This is a genomic window from Candidatus Hydrothermales bacterium (assembly GCA_039630235.1).
Taxonomy (GTDB): domain Bacteria; phylum Hydrothermota; class Hydrothermia; order Hydrothermales; family JAJRUZ01; genus JBCNVI01.
Genome location: JBCNVI010000008.1, coordinates 16,867 through 36,266, shown reverse-complemented (window position 1 = coordinate 36,266; position 19,400 = coordinate 16,867). Strand labels below are relative to the sequence as shown.

Below are 19,400 nucleotides of genomic sequence, written 5' to 3'. Positions count from 1 at the left end.
TTTATGAGAAAAAGGAGTAAAAATTCATTTATAATATTTTTATGAAGCTTTTTGAAGCTAAAGTTTTTAAAAAAGATGATGTTATATATATAAATTTAAGGGGAAAAATAGATACAAGAACAGTAAATGATTTTAAAGAAGTATTAGAAAATGTGAAAAGTAAGTCAGAGGGCACAATAGTTATTAATTACAAAGATGTTGATTATGTTTCAAGTGCAGGCTATGGTGCTCTTTTGAGGTTTTGTGTTTATTCAAAAAAAGAAAATAAAAATGTAATAGTAACAGGTATGAAACCCGAAATAAAAAATATATTTGATATAATGGAACTTTATAGGTTTATTGAATATAAAGAAGACCTATCGATACCTGAGTTTCCAGAAGAGGTAGAGATAGAAAAGAAAAAAGAACCTTCATTCAAGCTAGAGAAATGGCTGGAAGAAAAAGTTGTCGAGAATCCCTTACTTGAACCAGAAGAACTTTTTAAAATGTATGAAAAAATAGATAAAAATATTTCTCTGGAGAAGTTTAAGAGCTTACTAAGAGAAAAGAAACTTTTAACAAGAGAAGATAGATTGATCTTTGCTTACATGAAATTAAAGGAAAAACTCTTAAAATGAGTTTTAAAATTAAAATAAGTATTCTTTTTTCCCTAATTTTCATTTTTTTCTCTTATCTAATTTATGATTTTTTAACTAAGAGGGGAGAAAGTTATATTATTGCTGAGTTAAATAAAAGGGGTAATTCCTTAGCAACCTCCTTAGCAATGGTTGCAAAGGAGCCTTTAATTGATGAAAATCTTGCTGAACTTAGCCGTTTAACCTATTCACTTCAAAAAGAAGAATCTCTTATTTTTGTCTATATTGTTGATAAGTATAACAAAATTAAAGGCTCACCTGATTATGAAGAAGTAAATAAAAATATAGAGGACATTTTAAGAATTCATAAGGCAAAACAAAATTTTTTTCTTTTTGAAAAGGAAGTTTCTATGGGAAAAGTGAATATAGGAAAAGTTTACTTAGCTCTTTCAGCTGAAATACTTGAGAAAGCAAAAAAGGACTTTAGAAAAGTGGCGTCCATAATTTTTTTCCTATTTCTTTTTTTAGGTTTAATATCAATCTTTCTTTTTTCCTATATCTCGCTAAGACCACTTAACTATATTATTCATGCTCTCAAAAGAATCGGTGAGGGAGACTTAGAGAAAGAAATAAAGTATCCTTCAAAAGATGAGTTTGGTAAAATAGTCAAGGTGGCTGAAGAGATGAGAGTTAAGCTTATAGAGTACAGAAAAAATTTGATAGAAAAAGAAAGACTAAAAAGAGATGCAGAGCTTGCAAGAGAAATTCAAAAGATGCTTCTACCAGAGAAATTACCTAATTTAAGAGAATATGAAATTTCCTACTATTACGAGCCAGCATTCTACGTAGGTGGCGATTACGTTGATGTTTTAAAGACTATTACTCATACTCTCTGTGTAATAGGAGACGTTTCAGGAAAAGGAGCTTCTTCATCTCTTATTATGGCCTTAACAAAGGCTTTTATATACTCAAACTATAAAACTTCAAGAAGTCCCTTAGCCTTCGCTGCAAATATTCACTCCTTCCTAAAAGACAAAATGCCAGATGATATGTTCTTAACTCTTTTTTTACTATATCTAGAAGACAACGGAAACTATATCTACTCTTCCTGTGGACACAACCCCCCGCTGCTATACACCTCAAGTACAGGTCTTGTTAAAAAATTCAAAACAAATGGAGTTCCAATTGGTTTTTCTTTTGTTTCACAAGAAGAATACCCTAGTATGGTGCAAAAGGGCCAAGGCAAATTGGAAAAAGACGATATTTTCTTTCTTTATACAGATGGACTTAATGATATCAAAAATGAAAAGGGTGAAATACTAGGTGAAGATGGTATCTTCAATTTATTTGATGAAATTGTTAAAAAAGGAAAGAGTGCAGAGGAAATTAAGATTAAAATGGTTGAGAAAGTTAAAGAGTTTATGGGTAAATCAGAACCTGAAGATGATATAACTTTTTTGATTATAAGAAAGAAATGATAATATTTTTATACGCTCTACCTTTACTAAAGGGATTAACGGGAGTTTCTTATCCTGTTGATTTTCTTGATCGTTTGGTTACCTCTGCCTTTACAAAGCCAGAGGAAAAACTTGGCTTTTTTTATGAAATCCCAACTGAGATGAAATTTTTCTCAATAGTTTATAGGAATTTTGCTTTTGAATCAGACTCAAGAAATTATATTTCTTTCTCAGGTGGAACTTATGCAGAAAAAGTTTCCTTTTCTATAAGAACAAAAATAATTTTTGTTAATAAAGCCTTAGATGGTTTTGGTATAGGTCAAGCTCTACTGCATGCTCCTAATAACTTTTTGTCTTTTGGTTTTTACGCTGAAGGAATACAAAATTTAAAGACAAATACTACCCATTTACATGCACAACTTGGTTTTTCTCTTCATCATAGAGGTTTTACTTTAAACACTGAGCCAGTTTTTACAAGTGACTCTATTGGTTTAAGACTTGGTCTTACATATATCTTAAATTTAAAAAATTTCTTTTTTGAAAATTTAAAATTTTATTCTGGAATCCAAGTTTTTAGGAAGAAACTTTATTCCTTAGGTATTAGCTTTAAAAAAGGCGATATGAAATTTTTGTTAGGTCTATTTGGTGAAAAATTTTATTTTGGATATGTACTTGATTTTAAAAAAAGAATTTTAATAAAGGAAATCGTTAGAACAAAAAAAGTGCCAGTTTATGTTGAAAAGAAAGAGACCTCACCCGAGAAGGAAGTAGTAAAAAGGCCAATAAGAAAGAAAGAGGAGGAAAAAAAAGAGGAAGTTCCCTCTCTGACTGAAGAAGAACTTGAATTTTATTACAAAAAGGGCATAGAGTTTTATAAGATGGAACTATTAGAAGAAGCAATAAAATCTTGGGAAGTAATTATAAAGAGCAATCCCTCTTATAAAGATACAAAAAAACTCTATGAGAGGGCAAAGGAGAGATTAGAGAAACTGAAAAAAATAACAGAATGAAAGGGTTTGGAACCTCTTCTCACCTAGAAATTGGAGATAAGGTCTACTATGTTGAAACAAGCTACTTATCTGCCCAAGGAGAGTTATTTTCAAAGGTAACAAGAGAGGGTAAAATAGTTTTAGTAAAAAGGATTGAGATAGATAAGGTTTTAGAGGAGAAAAAAATTTTTGAAATAGTAAAGAATTTTCATGAACATCTATTAAATGAGATTAAAACATGGCTTTCTATAAAAGAGAGAATGAAAGAGGAACCTTTAGATATGTATGTAAAACTGGCTGAAAAAATGTTAAAAATAGGACTTGTTGAAGAAGCAAGGGAACTACTTGAAGATAAGATAAAATTGAACGAAAATTATGGTCCCTTAAATTTTGTTTTAGGACAAGTTTACTTCTACTTAAGGGATTATGAAAAGTCAAGCTTTTTTTTCGAAAAAGCGTTACAAGATAGAGACTATCCTAATTATTTTCTTTGGGCAGGAAGAGTTTTTAGACTAAAAAAGGAATTCACAAGGAGTATCTCCTATCTTAAAAAGGCACTCGAGAAAAATCCCTCTTATGCTGAAGCTCACTTTGAAATGGGTCTTTCCCTACTTGATCTTGTTCTGAATTCAGGGTCAACAATACCTTTTAAAACTATTGTGCTTTCTTTTAAAAGTGCCGAGATTCTTGATCCAAGGTTTAAAAATGAAAAATTTAAAAATGGTTTAACTTTACTTGAAAATGGTGAAATTATGGAAGCAAAAAGACTTTTTGAGGAATTCTTTAATATTTTAAAACCCTATGATGTACATGAAATCCTTGAAGAGTTTATTGTTCTTACAAGATACGCTGATAGGGAAAGGTCAAAAATGATAGTGGATGACTATATTTTAAAATTAAAAGAAATAAGAGATGAACACCCCGAATACGCTGATGTTAGATTTAATTTAGCACTTGCCTTTTTCTATAAAATAAAAACACTTTTTGAGGAAGCTCAGATCGAGTTAGAAAATGCTCTTTCAATCAATCCTAATTACGAAGCTGCAAAAAAGGCCTTAGAACTTTTAAAAAATGAAAGTGAGGGCTTTGCGCTCTTCCTTAAAACTATAGGGAGGTTATAAGATATGATTTTTCTTCTAATTTCTTTTTTAAACTCAGAAATTGAGGGAATAATCAGGGAAAAAGGTTATCTCAACTTATGGTTAAAGTCAAATAATATAACAAGAATCTCTAATATACTCGAAAATCAGGGAGCTAGGGTAAGAGCCATCTCCGAATGGGAAAACTTTATGTCCTGCTACTTCCCGTCTTTCCTTTTAAGATTTAAAGAACTTAAAAAATTAATAAGTGAGTACCATGTTGTTAACAGAGGTAAAAAATTTTACAAGCAATTTAAACCCTCTTCTTTTTCGCCGTCAGATTACGGAAGCTCCTATGAAGTTATAAAATTTTTAAAAATCGATGAGGTTCATAAAAGAGGCTTTATAGGTCAGAATGTAAAGATTTCAATATTTGATACTGGTTTTGATCTCAATCATCCTGCCTTAGTTCACATAAGGGAAGGAAAGAGAGTAAAGTTTACTTATGACTTTAACAGTGGAGATTCAATGTTCCTTAATGCTAATAACTTAAAATATGGGATTCCAAAGGTAAGGGCAATTGGTTATATAGGCAAAACCTCTCTAACAGGTAACAAAGATACACTATTTATTTTTTATAACTTTTTAAATGAGAGAGATAATAGCAAAAATCTCTGGAGAATATACGGAAATATTTTTTTAAACAATAACTTTTCATATAGAGACAGATTAACTCCTTTAAGCCCTGATACTATCTCTCTTTTGCCCTCTGCAGTTTATTACAAAGGAAAAGTTTACTTGGCCTATAAGATGATCTTATTTCCCGGTAGTGAGGCTATTGCTGTTTCATTTTTAAATAAAGATCTCCACAAAGATTCTTTTAAAATTTTAACTCACGCTCCCTTTATCTTTGATCTTGAAATTTTTATTTTTAATGACAAAATAAACATAGTATATTCTGATACTTTATCTATCAAAATAATAGACTTAAATAGGAACGTGTTATTTTCTCGCAATGTAAAAGCCTTTTCTTTAAAAGTAAATGAGAAGAATAATTTAATTTTTGTTTTATATGAAATGGGGATCTTAAGACCCATATCAGGACTTATGATTCTAGATACACTCTATAGGGTTATAAAAGATACGATCCTCTCACCCGGTCAACCTCATTTTATTAGATTCAAAGAGGATACAACACAAGTTCTCCTTGTATCTGGGAGTAAAAGAGACACTCTCTACGAATTAAAGTTTGATAGTTACTTTAATCTTTATACAAAAAAAATCATAGATGCAGGTTTTTTTATAAAAAGTCCAGTTTACTTTCAGAATAAAATTTACTATACGAAAAATGGCTTTATTTATCACTATTATAGAGGAACCATAGATTCTATTCTTGAGTACTTTGTTGATGATCTAAACTGTTTCAATAATTTTACGGTTTTTAGAAGAAGGGGAGATAAAAAAGTTAACCTTGATCCATTAACTGACTTTACAGATCCCCTTTCAGGTGCCTATCATGGAACGAGAATGCTCGGACTAATAGGTGGCTATACTCCCGGTGAACTTATAGGAACAGCACCTGGTGCTGAATTTTTGCTTTTTAAAACAGAAAGAACAAAAACTGTTGAAGGCTATAACTTTGAAAATATAGTTGAGGAGGACTTTTGGGTTGAAGCCCTTGAACTCTCCCATAGATTAGGTGCAAATATTGTTTCCTCATCTTTGGGTTATTCTGATTGGTACGAAAAGAAAGATATGAATGGAAAAACTGCTATTTCTTCGAGGGCTGCTTCTAAGGCTCTTTCTAAGGGAATTTTAGTCTTTACTGCGGCTGGAAATGTATCTCACAAGGACACAACAAAAGCTGACACGACTATTGTAGCACCTGGCGATGCTGACTCTGTTATAACTGTTGGTGGAGTAAAGCTTGACGGTAAAATATGGAATGGTTCAGCCTTTGGTCCAACTTCAGATGGGAGAATAAAACCTGATGTGGTTGCTCCTTATACATCAGTTACTTTATATAAGGAAATAACCCAAACAGGAGATTCTATTTATTCATACTCTCAAGCCCAAGGAACTTCAGTCTCAACTGCACTTATGGCTGGCTTTGCTGCTTCTATTCTTTCAGCTCATCCCAGTTGGGACGCAAGAAAATTATATCTTTCTATAATAATGTCCTCTTCAAAGTACCTTTCTCCTGATAACATTTATGGATACGGTATCCCAGATGCACTTAAAGCTTTAAATTTTGAAGAAACTGAGTTACCCCAAAGAGAAGGAGAAAAGTCTAGAATAATTTCTGTTTATCCAAATCCAACAAAAGGTGATATTTTAAATATTGATTATATTATTAACGAGAGTTTAACTCCTGTTTCTATAAAAATTTTTACTCCTTCAGGAAAAAAGGTTTATGAAAAAAGTACTTTTTTGCCCTTAGGTAGATATAAGGAAGTTATTAACTTAAAATTAGATGTTAAGGAAAAAATTTTTCCTGGTTTTTACATAATAACTTTTGAAACATCAGAATCAAAAGATTACATTAAATTAATTGTGGAGAGATGAAAATAAAAAGAATACTGATTGCAAATAGGGGTGAAATTGCTGTTAGAATAATTTATGCTTGTAAAGAGCTAGGGATTGAGTCAGTTGCTGTTTATTCGGAGGTAGATAAGGATTCCTTGCATGTTTTTTTGGCGGATCAGTCAATTTGTATAGGGCCTGCTCCATCTTCACAGAGTTATTTAAATATTCCAAGGATTATATCAGCCGCTGAAATTACAGGATGTGATGCGATTCATCCAGGTTATGGCTTTTTGTCGGAAAATGCCGAGTTTTCAGAGATAGTTAAGTCATCTGGTTTTATTTTTATTGGTCCAGAACCTGAACATATTTCAAAGATGGGAGATAAGGCTATGGCAAGAAAGATAATGAAGGAAGCTGGAGTTCCTGTAATACCAGGTTCTGACGGTATTGTTGAAAGTTTAGATGAAGCCTTGGAGATAGCAAGAGACATTGGCTTTCCTGTGATCCTAAAAGCTAGTGCCGGAGGTGGTGGAAAAGGTATGAGAGTAGTAAGAAGTGAAAAGGATTTTGAGATAAGTTTTAAAACAGCACAAGCAGAAGCTCAAGCTGCTTTTGGAGATGGTAGACTCTATATCGAGAAATTTATAGAAAAACCGAGACACATTGAGGTGCAAGTAATAGGAGACGGAAAGGGCAAAGTACTGACACTATTTGAAAGAGAGTGCACTATACAAAGAAGACATCAAAAAATTTTAGAAGAGGCTCCGTCTCCCTCAATAGATGAAAAAACTAGAGAAAAGCTTTTGGAATATGCAAGAAGAGGAGCTGAAGCTATTAGGTACAAATCTGCCGGAACTTTAGAATTTCTTATGGACGAAAACAAAAATTTATATTTTATAGAAATGAATACAAGAATACAGGTTGAACATCCGGTTACAGAATTTATTACTGGGATTGATTTAATAAAAACACAAATAGAACTGGAAGAAAAGGGAAAATTAGAGCTAAATCAAAGTGATATAGAAAAAAGGGGGCATGCAATTGAGGTAAGGATAAATGCAGAAAATCCTGATAAGGGCTTTATGCCGTCTCCAGGAGTTGTAAAAACGCTACATTTTCCAGGAGGCCCTGGTGTGAGGGTAGATTCTTTTATATATGCCGGATATGAAGTTAAACCTTACTATGATTCTTTAATTGCAAAGTTAATTGTTTATGAGAGAACAAGGGAAGCAGCGATAAAAAGATTAAAAAGAGCACTTGAAGAGACAATTATTGATGGAATTCACACAACTATTCCACTTCACAAGAAAATTGTAGAGGATAAGGATTTTATCGAAGGTAATTTTGATACAAACTTTCTTGAAAGATTTCTTAAAAGATAAAGGTCTTTAAGGGGAAATTTCCTCTTGACCCCAGGAAATTACTCTGTTTCTTCCGCTCCTTTTTGCTATGTAAAGTGCTCTATCTGCCTTTTCTATCAAACTTCCTCTTTCCTTTGTATCTAAAGGAAAAGAGGCAATACCCATGCTTACGGTAATATAAACTCTCTCTCCCTCATCAGTGTAAAACTCTTCTTTTTCTATTCTTTTTCTTATTTCTTCTCCTTTATATCTTGCATATTCTTTCGAACCCTCAATTATTAGCGCAAACTCTTCTCCTCCATACCTTGCGGGTATCCCAATTTTTTCGGTCTCTTCCTTTAAAATCTCAGCTATTTTCATAAGAACTTTATCGCCAAAAGGATGTCCATAGGTATCATTTATTTTTTTAAATAGATCAACATCTATTAAAATTAAACTGAAAGGAATGTTTCTCTTAATGGAGTCTAAAAGCTTTTCTTGAAAAGTTTTATGATTATAAAGTCCTGTTAAAGAGTCTCTTATAGCGAGATCCAAAGTTTTTTCAAATAAAAGAGCCTTTTCTATTGAAATCTGTGCTTGTTGGATTAAAAACTCAAATATCTCTTTATCTTTTTCATCAAAATAGTCTAAATGTCTTGAAAAAAGAGCAAGAGCATACCTTGCTTTTCCTTCAATCTTTATGGGAAAGGCTAGTATTGATTTTATATCAGGATTTATCTTTCCTATAACAGGAATAGAACTTTTTATTCTTCCAGTAAAAACTGGGAAGCCGCTTTTGAAAAGTAATGATATTATTGAGTCTTCTGAGTGAATAAATTTTGATCCTGTTTTAATCCAATCTTTTTCCTGATTGATCGCGATACATCTTATTTCATCCGATCTTTTTTCAAGAAGACATATTACATCACTTTTCTTTAAAATTTCTGAAACGTATATTATTTTTTCTGCTACCTCTTTTAAACGCAATTTACCTGCTGTATCCTTTGCTAGTTCAAAAAGGGCTCTAAACCTTGATGCAAGTTGGTTTTCATTCTTTAACAAAATGAAAAATTTTAAAAAAAGGTTTGTCTCTTTTGATAGAAAATCTAAAAATTTTAGATCATTTTCAGAAAATCCCTTTATTTCTTCTTTATCTGCATAAATAAAGCCGTAAAGATCTCCCTCAGAAAAAATTGGAACAATACAAATAGATCCAAGTTTTATGTTAGATTCATAAAGACCTATATCATAACCAGAGCCAGAAAATTCAGGGAAATAAATTCTTTCATTTTTTTCTGTCGCTAATTTTATAAGTGGAGAATATAGGGGTATTATTCCTTTGTTTTTAAAAAACTTCTTTTTTGAATAGGAAGTTTCTATTCTAAAACCCTGTGCAAGCGGATCATAAAACAAAAAGGCTAAAGAGTTTGGAAGAATAATTTCACTGTAAACCTCCTTTAAATGATTTAGGGCGAATTTGAAAAGTGGAACCGGTTTTTCAGGATAAACCTCTTTTTTTAGTTCCTTTATAAGCTTCTCAGATGGGACTTTTTCTATTTCAAAGAGTCTTAACTTTGAAGAAACCTTCTCAATCTCTTCTTTTAAAAGTAAGTTTCTCCTTTTTTCTCGATATAAAAGAATAAACAGAAACAGTGAATATAGAAAAAAGGCAAAAGAATAAAAAACGTTTTCTTCAATAGTTATTAAAATTGGAAAAAAAGAAAAAAATAGTATTAAAAAGGGTGAACCAAAAAAGATTAAAATAAAAAGAAAAGAAAGGAGGTTAAAGTATGTTTTGTAAAGAAAGGAGAGAAAATTAAAAGCAGAAAATATAAGAAGTTTTAAAGTTATTTCTTTTAAACCAAAACTGATATTTAAAAAGTTTAAAATTACAAAAAAAATCAAAATAAAAAGGATTAATATTGAAACAATAGGAGAAATAGCGATTTCGAACTTTGATGTATAAAGAGACGATGAAAGAAGTAAAAATGATAGAAAAATTAAGAAAGAATCTAATTTTCTTTCACTAATAAATCTTTTTAATTTTTGTATTTTTAAAGTAAAATTTGAGGATATGCTCATATTTTACCCCTTTTTTTGCAAGTGATAAAGCTCCATACTGACAAAGACCTACTCCATGCCCAAACCCTCTGCCTAATATTATAAACTTATCACCTTCATCTTTAAAATCAAAAAAATTTGAAGGTAAGGGGTTGCCTCTTCCAACTACCTTTCGGATTTCAAAACCTTTAAAGTTAAATTTTCCTCTTTTTGTTTTAATTTCTAATTCCGAAATTCTTTCAGACGTTGGACTTTTTAAAATTTTAAAATCAATAATATCACTAGGCAAAAAGGATATACCAGTTAAAGAAGTTAAATTAATTGAGAGATTCTCGATAAATTCATTTCTCTTAAACTCTCTTTTCCACCTAAAGTAAGGAGAGTTTTCACAGAGATTTTTACCCTGAAAATTACAATTAACAGATTTTAAGTAACTTATAGGTTCTATAGTCGGAAATACTTCATCATAATTAGCAGTTTTCCCTCCGCATGTTGAATGGTATAATGCTAAAACTACTTCATTTTTATAAACGAGCACTTCACCTTTTGTCATTTCTATTGCAAGGTTCGTTATCTCGTTTTCCTTTTCCTTACCTCCATAAACTTGATCCTTTGTATCAGAGTAAAGATGAAAAAAGTCCCCTTCTTTTTCTAGGTATTTTCTCAAGGCGTAGCTTCTTGCGCAAACTGCTTGCGCCTTTAGGGCTTCAAAACTAGAGAGATAGAGATTTCCTATTTCAAGTGGAACAACAGATTTTAGATAATCTTCAACTTTCACTCTGTTTATAACTCTTAAGTAGGGATCAATTTCAATCTCACCTCTAAATCTTTTTCCCTGAACCTTGATATAGCCTTCTCCCTTAACGTAAAAAACAATAGGTAAAGTGATGTTAAGATTTTTTCCATTTAAATATACGATGGATTCGTTTCCTTCTCTTGTAAATTTTAATATATCATTAGCATAAAATTTATATTTTCTTCCATATTGATCGATTGCAAAAAAGGTGGCAGTTCCTGAAATATATATAGGATTTTCATCCTCGTAAATTAAAACTCTCAACTGGGGTTCTTTTAATTTTTTTTCTTTAGTCTTTTGAGTTTTTTTCTTGTAAATCTTTTTTATCTCGGTTTTTTCTACTTGCGAGTATTTCTTTATTTCACTCTTAGCGCAGGATAATAAAACCAAAATTAATAAAATTCCTATCAATTTATAATTTCTTTAAAATGTTTTTCAAAAAAGAAATAATGAGACCCCATCCAGTATATCTTATCGCATTTTTTGCATATATAAAAATTTTTCTGCGTTTTATATGTATAATATGGAACTTTCCCTTTAACTTCTCTCTTATTTATTTCTTCTATGTCACCGTTACATATTGTACATCGTGAAAAAATATCAATTTTGTCTTTTAAATCAAAAAAATCTATAATTCTTCTAATTCTTATTTTAAATTTTCCTTCAGGAACCTTGAAAATTTTCCAAGTGGGGAATAAATTCACTCTCTTTTTTCTCGTTAATAAAAATCTTTTTTCCTCATAGATGCCCTTAACAATACTTCTAATGTTGTTAGAGTTTGTAGTATCAAATCCAAGTAATCTTAACCATCTTAACTCTCTTAAACAAGTTGAATCACAGATAAATTTAGGTTTTTTCTTTTTAATTTGATCATAAATTTCTATTGCCCTTTTCTCTAAATTATTTATATCACCTTCATTTTCTACCACAAAATCTGCTTTCTCTTCTTTGTTTTTTAGTAAATTTTGGAAATAAAGTATCCTTTTGAAAAGATCTAAATTGTATCCTTTCTTTTTTGCTCTTTCAAATAGAACATTTTCACTGGCTTTAAGGTAAATTACATAGTCCATGATTCTATCAGCCTTTGCCTCATAGATAAGTGCACCCTCTACAGCATAATATCCCTCTTTCCCCTCCTCAATAATCTTTTTTACTTCCCTTTTTATTTCACTATGAATCCATCTTTCATATTTATTTTTTATTTTAATATCTTTAAAGATGATTTCTGCGATCTCTTTCCTTTCAAGGTAGGCCCCAAATATTTTTTTAATTTCTTCTTTTTTTTCATCAATTATTTTATGTCCAATTTTGTCAGCATCTATCCAAAAGGCTCCATTTTTTTCTAGTATCTTACAGAACTCACTCTTACCTGAAGAGATGTTACCGGTAACACCTATTATTACTTTCACCCCCTTTTTCCTTTATACTTTTTAATTTTTTTCTTCAGATTTTTGTTATTCGGTGAAAGTTTTAAGGCTTTTTGCCAATAAGTTAGTGCTTTTTCTATTTGGTTTAACTTAAAATAGACATCACCCAGATGTTCGATTATAACAGGATCATTAGGTACATATTCTGCTGCCTTTTTTAAATATATATAAGCAGTATCGTATTTACCCATCATGTAGTATACCCAGCCCATAGAGTCAAGATAATACCCATTTTCTGGTTCATATTTTAGCGCCTTTTCTATAAGGATTTTTGCTGTATCAAGTTTTAAACCCCTTTCTGCAAGCATATAACCCCAGTAATTATAGGCCTCCGAGAAGGTTGTATCAAGTTGAACTGATTTTTTAAAAGCTCTTGATGCCTTTTTTATTTCATTCAAATCTGCGTATATAGCACCAGCCTCAAACCACTTATTTGCATCAAGTGAATCTAGTTTTAAAGCCTTCTCATAAAGATATATTGCCCTTTTTAATTTCCCTTTTTTTCTCTCGAGAAATCCACTTAAATAAAAGTAAGAAGGTGTATTTTTATCTTTTATTTCCCTTAGCACACTTTGAGCTTCATCTAATTTTCCTTCAGTAATAAGCAAAAAAGCATAATAAATATAGTATTCAGAGCTTTTTGGATTTATTTCTATTGCTTTTTTTATATGATAAAAAGCCTTTTCCATATGCTTTTCTTTATAAAATATTCTTGATAAATAATAGTGTGCTAAATCACTATTTGGATTATATGTTAAAGCGAGTGAAAAAAACTTAACACTTTCTTTAAGCTCATTTTTAATATATTTTATAAACCCGTACTGTTCGATGAGATCAATGTCATAAAAATAATCTTCGATTCTATCTTTTAAGAGTGAGTCTGTTAACTCATAGTCTCCATTAGAAATAGCCAAATTTATAATCCTTTTTAATAAATTCTTGCTTTCAATTCCAGGATAATCTATAAGTTTTCTATAGACTTTTAAAGCTTCTTTAGTATTATTTAATCCTTCGTAGCAAATTGCCTTTTCTAACAAAACCTCTGGGATTGTTTCCTTTTTTTCAAGTATTTCTATGATTTCAAGAGCCCTTTTAAATTCTTTTTTAAGTGACAAAGTCCTTGCTTTATCTAAAAGATATCTTGCTAGATTGTTAGAATCAATTTTAATAAGCTCATCTAAAATTGAGAGTGCCTCGTTATATTCACCAATAGATTGATACAAACTAAAAGTTAAATACAAAAGACTTTTATCTTTTTTGAATTTATCTCTAAAAATTTTTTCAAACTTTTTAAAATTTTTATAATCACCGGTAAATACACAGGCTGATAAAAAGGGGTATACAACTGTTGAGTCAACACTAAATTTTTTCTGAAAATCCAAAAAAACTCTTTTCAATTTACTATACTCTTTCATTTTATAAAGCAGAAAAATATACTCTATATATAATTCCCTTTCTTTTTTAATTTCTAAAAGTTTTTCAAGATATTCCTTTGCCTTATTAAAATTCCCTTCTTCACTGGTCTTATAATACAATATGTAAAGAAAAATTGTGTTTTCTTTATCTTTACTATAAAAAAAACATGCAAAATAAAAAAGAAAAAAGAGTAAGAAAAATTTCATTATTAGAGTTTACTCTAGTTCAATTATTAATTCTGCACCACAGTTTTCACAAAACCAAGAATCAGGAGAATTTTTATGACCACATTTCTTACAGATAACCTCACCTCTCTCCACTGCTTTACTTTCTTTCCCTAAATCCTCAAGAAGCTTTTCATTAAAGCTTACCTCTTCCAAGCTTTTTTCCTCACCTACTTCAGTAACTTCCTCTAAAAGACCCTCTATTTCTATAAGCTCTTCTTCTATTTCAGCGCTGGATTTAGCTTTTGTTTCACGACCCTTTTCTCCTATTTCAACAACTTCAGTAAGTTCTTCAAATTTCTCTTCCTTTAATTCCTCTAAAGTTTCGTATTCTTTTTCAGTAACTTTTTTAGGTTCAGCCTTTTCGGTCAGAAAGCGTAGTTCATTAATTTCTTTGTCTATCTGGTTAAATTTTTCTTTTATCCTTTTAAGTTCAACATTCTTACTATCCATTATTTTCTTGTAAGTCGTATCGTCATACTCTCCAATAGAATATCTAAGTTTGATCTCTTCAATTTCATCTTCTATCTTTATTTTTTCCTTTTCAATTTCTTTTCTTTTATTATAAAGATCTTCTAAGTATTCTTTAAGTATATCTTTTCTTTTTTCTAATTCCTCTTCTACTTTCCTCAATTTTTCTTGATATTCTGAGAAGACCTTTCTAAAAATATGAGGCTTTGTTTCTTTTTCCTTTTCTTTAAGCTTAAGTAGTTTTTCTTGAAACTCCTTCCGTTTAGCCTCAAGATTCTTTATTTCATCAATATTTATTTCTTTTTTCATAAATCCTCCTTAAAATTTGCTTCATTTCTAATTCATAGTCATAGTTTATTCTTCTATTATAAAGCAAAGGATCATAAACTTTCCACAATATTTCTGGGGAAATTAACTTTTTTCTGACAAGCGAAACTACTATATTGATAATAGATTGATAATCTAATTCTCTTAAATCCTTTTCAGTCCCAGGTAGAAAGTTTTCAATAGGTGTTCCAAGTTCAAAAAGTTTCACATAATTATTTAGCTTTGTAAGTCTAGCTTCACTATCTAGAACTATACTTTGAAGAGCTGTTTCATTTATATTTATACCTCTTTGTTTTAATTCCCTTGAAAACCATTTAAGGGCAATAGCATGCTCAACTTTTGGAAAATGAACATAAACTCCCTTTTCTAATTCTTTGAAAACCTTATTTTTTTCAAAGGCCCTTTTATCACTAAATGTAAATACAAAGAGATCCCTTATATCTGATTCAAAATATTCTTTTCTTAATTTTGTATCTTCTGAACTATAAATAATATTTATATATCTTTCTCTTTTGAAAAAGGATATACTTTTTTCTTCTTGTATAACCTCCTTCATGTTAAACTCTTTTCCGATAAAAGCTCTTTTTTGAGTGATACTATTTATTTTCATTAACAACTCAATCGCCCTTAGAACAAGAAAAAATTCATCATAAGTAAAAAAGAAAAACCTCTCCTTCTTAAATTCTGCAATGTTTTTAAAAAAAACCTGATAATCAGATAGATAAAACATAATACTTATTGTATTGCATTTTTAAATTTTCTTACAATTTAATATCTTTAGGCAAGAAATATAAAAAGGAGGTTTTATATGGCTTTAGATAAAGAGTTGTTAGATATTATAGCTTGTCCTAAGTGTAAGGGAGATCTTGTCTATAAAGAAAAAGAGAATGTACTTTTGTGCTTTAACTGTAAGTTAAAGTATAAAATTGAAGATGATATTCCCATTCTTGTTATTGAAGAAGCTATTCCCTTTGAAGAATGATTCTTATTTTTTTACTCTTCCTAGAGATAAAATTTACTTACAAATTTAGTGTAAAGGCTGAAACTCTTAATAATTTAATAAGATTTAGCGGACAGAGAGTTTTTAAATTTGAAAAAGGTCTTCCTGATTTACCCTCCTTTTTTATTCCTGTTGAAATTGATCCTAATTTTGATTATGAGGTTGGCTATAAAATTTTAAAAAGTGAAACTATTAAGGGAAACTTTGATGTTGAAAGAGTACCCGAAGTAAAAGATGACGGACTTTCCTACTTCGACACTAAAAGGGATTTCAGCAAACCTTTTCCTAATAATTTATTAATTAATAAAGGGTCTTCTTTTTTAAGACTTAAGCCAATTCTTTCTCTTATTTTCTTCCCAGTCCAAATAAACGAGAAAGGAATCCAAGTCATAAAAGAAGTTGAGATAACTCTAAAAGAAAAAAGCTTTAGAAATTTAAATTTTAAGGAAATTCAGGAAGATAAAATTTTCTCTTCTTTTTATCAAAGGAATTTAATAAAAAATACAGAAAGAGAGTTTTTCCCCTCAGATTTTAAAAAGAATTTCTTCTTTGATGATAGAGCTTTTTGGATAAAAATTACTGTACCTAAAAATGGGCTATATCTTTTAACCTACGAGGATATAAAAAGAGTTTTAAATATAGATCCCTCCCAGTTTGATATTAAAAAAATTGCTCTTTTTAGAAGATTAAAAGCTTTACATTCTTCGCCAGATTCCTATGAGGTTGTTCCCCAAAAGGTGCCTCTTTTGCTTATAGATAGAGGAAAAATAAACACTTTTGATCAAGGTGATAGTTTAGTTTTTCCTGCCTTCACGGCTACGGGGTATAGAATTGAGGGTAAAGGACCCTACTTTTACTTTAATCCCTATACCGATTATTCACTTTTTTTTATTTCTTTTGGAGGAGATACTGGTTTATTTGTCAATTCAGTTAGTGGAGCCCCTAATTCTGACAATAGGTCAAACGAAGGTATAAAGATAACAAGGCATGAAAAAAACATAGTTAATCTTGCAAAGGCAGGTCTAAGATGGGTAGGAGAAGTAGTTAAAAACGACTCTTTTGTTTTTGATCTTTTAAATTTTAAAAACCCACTACAAGAAACTGCATTAATTAACCTTAATTTCATAGTTAGAGAAAGAGAAGATTTAGGTCAACCAAATTATTCCCTAAGTATTTTCATGAATAAAAACCTGATTTACAGTAAAAATTACTCCTCCTTAAGTTTCCCTTACGAAGAAATGATAAAACTTAAATACCCCCTAAGTTTTTATCCAGTTTTTAAAATAAAGGTGCAAGGTTTTATAAATGTCGATTTTTTTGAAGTTATTTATAATTCAAAACTTATCAATTTTAGTGATACTTTTTCTTTTTATCTAGATCCCTTAAAAGCTAAAAATGTAGTTGTAAAGGGAAACTTTAGGAGAAAAGGTAAACTCTTTAAGATCTTAAATACCTCATCATATTTTAATTTGGTAAACTTTTTCCATAGTGAAGACTCTATTGTATTTAATGGAGGATTAGAAAATGACACCTTTATGATTATGTATTCAGAGAATCTGATCCGTCCAGAGATCGAAAGAATCTCTAAAAAAGAATTAAGAAAGATAACTGGTGCTCATATGCTTATAATTGGGCCTAAGCAGTTTAAAGATGTTTTTTCTAATTTTATAATTCATAGAAAGAATAACTTCTATTTTGACACTTTAAAAATAGAAGATCCGCTGATTCATTATGTAAACATAGAGGATATATTTGATGAGTTTGGCTTTGGAGTCAGAGATCCTGTAGCTTTGAGAAATTATTTAAAATTTTCTTTTTTAAACTATAATCCACGTCCAATATACGTTCTTCTCGCAGGTAAAGGAACTTATGACTATAAAAATTATGAAGGCAAGGGAGAGATGAATTTAGTGCCGCCCTATGAGTGGGGCTATGGTGTAGATATAAATAATCCTCCCTTTACCTATGATAACTTCTTTGTTGAATTTGACGGTGGTGCCTTTGATCCTGACATGATAATCGGAAGAATCCCTGCAAAAAATCTTTCTGAAATTTACGAATTCATAGATAGAATAATTCATTACGAATCAAGGGGAAAGGATAATACCTTTAAAGTTAGTATTTTAGGAGTTGCAGATGATACAACAGGATCAGGGGGTCGCTTTGATGGAATAAATCATACCTCTCAAGTTACAAGAGTTTTAAAAGGTTTACCCAATTATTTAGATAAGAACACCCTTTATATGATAGATTATCCCTATGTTTACGATAGGAAACCTGCTGCAACCAAAGATCTTTTAAAATATGTTGAAAGGGGGATAGGCTTTATATTTTTTTTCATTCACGGAAACCCAAATCAGTTGGCACATGAAGAACTTGTAAAAATTGACGATATTGATCTTTTTTATTATAACAAAAAGCCATCTTTTATTCTCCTTGGTTCATGTAAAACTGTAAATTTTGATAGACCTGCTGGAGCTATTGGAGAAAAGTGGCTAATTAAAAACGGAATAGGTGCCTTAGGTTCTACTTACCTTACCTTTCCTAGTGAAAACGAATATGTTATTGATAACTTTCTAAAAAATCTTTTTTATAACAAGTTAAAAAGTTTTGGCTCAGCTTTGTACCCAGCTATTCTTGGCAATTTAGACTATGTTTTTCTTGGTGATCCTTCAACGTTTTACTTCACTCCCATAAAAATAGATAGTTTTCTATATATTCCAGACACACTTTATTATTCATACTTTTCCGACTCTTTATACAAATTCTTTTCAACCCTTGACTCTGTAAAAGTAAAATTTACTCAAAATTCTGACATAGCTTTAATGAAAATAGAGGGTTCTGCTAAAGTTGAAACACTGCGTGTTCGGAGCTATTTATACCCACTTTTTAGAAAAGGTGATATCCTATTTAAGGGATTATCAAATGTAAAAGACTTAAGGGCAACTTTTAATTTTAAGATTCCCTTTTCAAAATCAAAATTTTTAAGGATAAGTGTTTTAAATCAAACTACGAAAGTAGAAATTTGTTTCAAAGATTCAATTCCTGCTTTATTTTCAAAAAACGAAACAGTTGATTTTAATCCTCCCCAAATATATGTTTCGGTAAATGGAAGAGAGTTAAAGGAAAATGATACGTTACCTAAAGACTTTAATTTATTTATTTCTTTAAAGGATGAAAACGGAATCAATATTGCAACTGATACAATATTGCTTCAGATAGGTTCTTTAAGAGAGCCTCTTAACGATTATTTTTACTATAAGCCTAATAGTTTCAATGAAGGATTCATTAATTATAAAGTAAAAAATATTTCTCCTGGAAAAAATTTTTTAAGCGTTTCAGCTTACGATCTTTTTCATAACAGAGCCTTTTTTATAAAAAATATATTTATAGAAGAGGAGGATACGCTTTATTTAAAAATTAGAGATGTATTACCTTATCCAAATCCTGCCTCAGATTTTTTATTTATAGGTTTTAAAAGTAATAAAGCTGGTCTTTTTAAAGTTAAAATTTTTACTATGAGAGGTATTAAAATTTTTGAGACTCCTGAGATTTTCTTTAATGAAGGATTCAATTCCATTAAATGGAAAATAGACAAAAGAATTTCCAACGGTCTATATTTTTTTATTATAGAGGGAAGAGATTTAAGAACTGGTGAAAAAGTAAAGGAAAGGGGTAAGTTAATTATATATAGGTAGAATCTCTTGCAGAG

General features: G+C 30.3%; 14 protein-coding genes. 8 read left to right on the top strand and 6 right to left on the bottom strand.

What is annotated here, in order from left to right; all coding sequences use genetic code 11:
* The first annotated feature begins 41 nt into the window (after window positions 1–41).
* From ABDH49_07585 to accC, 6 genes are read left to right on the top strand one after another with little or no spacing between them, the layout of a single operon-like run.
* Window positions 42–617 (top strand): STAS domain-containing protein, encoded by a 576-nt coding sequence (locus ABDH49_07585; protein ID MEN3046821.1) that lies wholly within the window; start codon window positions 42–44, stop codon window positions 615–617.
* Complete coding sequence (locus ABDH49_07580; protein MEN3046820.1) at window positions 614–2,053, top strand: SpoIIE family protein phosphatase; 1,440 nt, start codon at window positions 614–616, stop codon at window positions 2,051–2,053. The genes ABDH49_07585 and ABDH49_07580 overlap by 4 nt, the downstream gene beginning before the upstream one ends.
* Window positions 2,050–3,042, top strand: a complete 993-nt coding sequence (locus tag ABDH49_07575) for a hypothetical protein (GenBank protein MEN3046819.1) — start codon at window positions 2,050–2,052, stop codon at window positions 3,040–3,042. The genes ABDH49_07580 and ABDH49_07575 overlap by 4 nt, the downstream gene beginning before the upstream one ends.
* A complete protein-coding gene (locus ABDH49_07570) occupies window positions 3,039–4,142 on the top strand; it encodes a hypothetical protein (protein MEN3046818.1) in 1,104 nt (367 codons plus the stop codon). Before ABDH49_07575 ends, ABDH49_07570 begins: the two co-directional genes overlap by 4 nt.
* A gap of 3 nt (window positions 4,143–4,145) precedes the next feature.
* Window positions 4,146–6,665, top strand: coding sequence for a S8 family peptidase (locus tag ABDH49_07565; GenBank protein MEN3046817.1), 2,520 nt, complete (start codon window positions 4,146–4,148; stop codon window positions 6,663–6,665).
* Entirely contained in the window at window positions 6,662–8,008 is a 1,347-nt protein-coding gene (gene accC, locus ABDH49_07560) for an acetyl-CoA carboxylase biotin carboxylase subunit (protein MEN3046816.1), read from the top strand. Before ABDH49_07565 ends, accC begins: the two co-directional genes overlap by 4 nt.
* A gap of 6 nt (window positions 8,009–8,014) precedes the next feature.
* Here accC and ABDH49_07555 read toward each other — a convergent pair whose 3' ends face one another.
* The 6 genes from ABDH49_07555 to ABDH49_07530 are packed head-to-tail and all read right to left on the bottom strand — an operon-like array spanning window position 8,015 to window position 15,298.
* Entirely contained in the window at window positions 8,015–10,048 is a 2,034-nt protein-coding gene (locus tag ABDH49_07555) for a diguanylate cyclase (GenBank protein ID MEN3046815.1), read from the bottom strand.
* Window positions 9,993–11,234 carry a SpoIID/LytB domain-containing protein gene (locus ABDH49_07550; GenBank protein MEN3046814.1) on the bottom strand — a complete coding sequence of 414 codons (1,242 nt, stop codon included), beginning with the start codon at window positions 11,232–11,234 and terminating at the stop codon, window positions 9,993–9,995. The genes ABDH49_07555 and ABDH49_07550 overlap by 56 nt, the downstream gene beginning before the upstream one ends.
* A complete protein-coding gene (gene coaE, locus ABDH49_07545; protein MEN3046813.1) occupies window positions 11,231–12,232 on the bottom strand; it encodes a dephospho-CoA kinase in 1,002 nt (333 codons plus the stop codon). The genes ABDH49_07550 and coaE overlap by 4 nt, the downstream gene beginning before the upstream one ends.
* A complete protein-coding gene (locus ABDH49_07540) occupies window positions 12,229–13,872 on the bottom strand; it encodes a tetratricopeptide repeat protein (protein MEN3046812.1) in 1,644 nt (547 codons plus the stop codon). The genes coaE and ABDH49_07540 overlap by 4 nt, the downstream gene beginning before the upstream one ends.
* 9 nt (window positions 13,873–13,881) lie before the next feature.
* On the bottom strand, window positions 13,882–14,670 hold the full coding sequence (locus ABDH49_07535) for a zinc ribbon domain-containing protein (protein MEN3046811.1): 789 nt from the start codon (window positions 14,668–14,670) through the stop codon (window positions 13,882–13,884).
* Window positions 14,648–15,298 (bottom strand): hypothetical protein, encoded by a 651-nt coding sequence (locus ABDH49_07530; GenBank protein ID MEN3046810.1) that lies wholly within the window; start codon window positions 15,296–15,298, stop codon window positions 14,648–14,650. Before ABDH49_07530 ends, ABDH49_07535 begins: the two co-directional genes overlap by 23 nt.
* Before the next feature lie 198 nt (window positions 15,299–15,496).
* Between ABDH49_07530 and ABDH49_07525 the strand changes: the two genes are divergently transcribed.
* Both ABDH49_07525 and ABDH49_07520 read left to right on the top strand, forming a co-directional pair.
* A complete protein-coding gene (locus ABDH49_07525; protein MEN3046809.1) occupies window positions 15,497–15,670 on the top strand; it encodes a Trm112 family protein in 174 nt (57 codons plus the stop codon).
* Window positions 15,667–19,386, top strand: a complete 3,720-nt coding sequence (locus tag ABDH49_07520) for a C25 family cysteine peptidase (protein ID MEN3046808.1) — start codon at window positions 15,667–15,669, stop codon at window positions 19,384–19,386. Before ABDH49_07525 ends, ABDH49_07520 begins: the two co-directional genes overlap by 4 nt.
* Window positions 19,387–19,400: the final 14 nt, after the last annotated feature.